Origin of the sequence: Mesorhizobium sp. M0060, from assembly GCF_040323155.1 — a bacterium.
In the GTDB taxonomy this organism is placed as follows: domain Bacteria; phylum Pseudomonadota; class Alphaproteobacteria; order Rhizobiales; family Rhizobiaceae; genus Mesorhizobium.
In genome coordinates this window covers 1-1,973 of sequence record NZ_JAMYUP010000148.1, presented here as the reverse complement: position 1 = coordinate 1,973, position 1,973 = coordinate 1, and the positions used below count along the sequence as shown (strand labels likewise).

The 1,973-nt window shown below is 57.8% G+C and carries 2 protein-coding genes; both read right to left on the bottom strand.

The features are described from left to right. Positions 1-66: 66 nt before the first annotated feature. On the bottom strand, positions 67-1,083 hold the full coding sequence (locus NKJ94_RS37275) for a 2Fe-2S iron-sulfur cluster-binding protein (RefSeq protein ID WP_352532753.1): 1,017 nt from the start codon (positions 1,081-1,083) through the stop codon (positions 67-69). A 267-nt stretch (positions 1,084-1,350) separates the two neighbouring features. Continuing rightward, positions 1,351-1,866: an SRPBCC family protein gene (locus tag NKJ94_RS37270; protein ID WP_352532755.1), complete on the bottom strand. Its 516-nt coding sequence runs from the start codon at positions 1,864-1,866 to the stop codon at positions 1,351-1,353. Positions 1,867-1,973: the final 107 nt, after the last annotated feature.

The following is a 1,973-nucleotide window of genomic DNA, read 5'->3' as shown; positions in this document are numbered from 1 at the left end:
TCTGCTCATCTTCTTCGATCACTTGGTGTCCACCTATTTCGGTGGACACCTTGTGCATCAGAGCACTCAACAGCAAAAGGTGCGGGGAAATTCGCGCTTACCAACGACCAGGCGATCTCCAGCGGGCCGCGACTGGCAGGTAAGCACGAAACCCGCTCCCCGTTCCGACGCTTCGAGCGCGGCATCGGATTGTGTTTCGACGCCGCCTTCAATGATCCTGGCAACGCAGGAACAGCACGTGCCGCCACCGCAGGAATATGGGATCTCAAGCCCGCTCCGGCGGGCAGCATCGGCGATAGTCTCGCCCGGACGGGCATCGATAACGGTGTTGCGGCCGCCCAGCTTGATTTCGATAGGCCGCGTCGAGGCATGCGGCAAAATATGTTGTGACCTGGAAGCGGCTGCGGGACGAAATGACTCAGCCAGGACCTTGTCTAAGGCCAAGCCCTGTCTCTGCAATGTTGCACTGAGATTCGCGACCATTTCGGGTGGTCCGCATAACAGCGCATGATCGACCCCCGAGACCGACATGTCCAATTCGCGAAGTATGGAGGTTAGCGCGTCGCCATCGATCCTGCCCTGCCCGAAACCTGGCCCACCATTCTCGCGCGAAAGAAGGTGACGCACCAGCAGGCTGGGCGAGAAATCCTGCTCAAGCTCGGCGATGTGTGTCCGGAAGAGAATGTCTTGTTGCCGCTTGTTGCCGCAGACCAGGACTAAGCGGCTTCGCTGCTCGCGGGCAAGCACGGTTTTCGCGATAGACAACACCGGCGTAATGCCGGAGCCCACCACCACTGCAAGCAAAACATGACCCCGCTTCGGGGTCGGCGGTAAGACAAATCGGCCTCTCGGCTCCATCACTCCAAGGACGTCGCCAGCCTGAAGCCATCGGTTGACGAAGCACGAGAAACGCCCGCTCTTTATCTCCTTCACCGCCAGTCTGATCTCGCCGTCGTCAAGGCCGGAACAAATAGAATAAGCTCGCCTCACACGCTCGCCGCCAATCTCAGCTTGAAGGGTGAGATATTGCCCAGGCTTGAAAGCAAAACGTGGTGCCAGCCCTTGCGGGATGTCGACGACCATGGAAACAGCGCCGGGCGTCTCCCGGCGAATTTGGCTAACGGTCAGTTGGTGAAACATAGAAACAACCCGTGCGAATGATAGCGGAGCCGCTCGGATCCGTGCGCGCCTTTGCGGCCGGCATAATGAGCATTAAAGGTGGTCTTGCCCGCTTAGATCGCTTTAGCGGTCTCGCCGCGGTGTGGGCAAACCGGGCCATCAGTGCGTTCCCCTGTGATCAGCGAGCGCATCTCGTTAAGATATGTCTGGACGAAGAAGGACGAATCATCTTCACGCGCCGTATAGGGAGACGCCCTTGGCGTTGTCCTCGATAATCTTTTTGTCCTGCACTGTGGTAACGTCCCACATCCAGGTGATCGGATCGGTTTGGATGTCAGCGTCGGCATCCTTGTCGATCAGCCAGGTGACGATTACGTCGGTTTCCGTTGCGTTACGCGGAATCATTTGAAACATCGTGACATAGTCGCTAACCGCGTAGACAAATGAGAGGCGGCCTAAACTAAAGGCGGTTTCGCGGCCGTCATAGGCGCCGCGCCCGCCCATCAAACAAGACACAGGCTGACCGTTGTCGGAAAGTGTCTTGCGACCGCCTAAGATCCACCTCCATCCCATGCCGTACGGCACCTTGTCGAGGCCCTCCCGCTCCGACGCCCCGCTATGCCAGGGTTCATAAGCATTGAGCCTGAAGTACTCCGGATGAGATGGCTGGCAATGATAGCATTCGAAGAAGTTTTCGATCACAAGCTTCCAATTGGCCTTGGTCGGGTAGCTCTTGCGCGCCGCGATGCGCGGTAATCGCCCGGTTATTACCGCGGAGATTTCGCTTTGATGCGAGCGATGAGTTCTTGGCCATCGACGAAGGCTTCGAGGAAGTCATTCCATTCGTCAGCGGT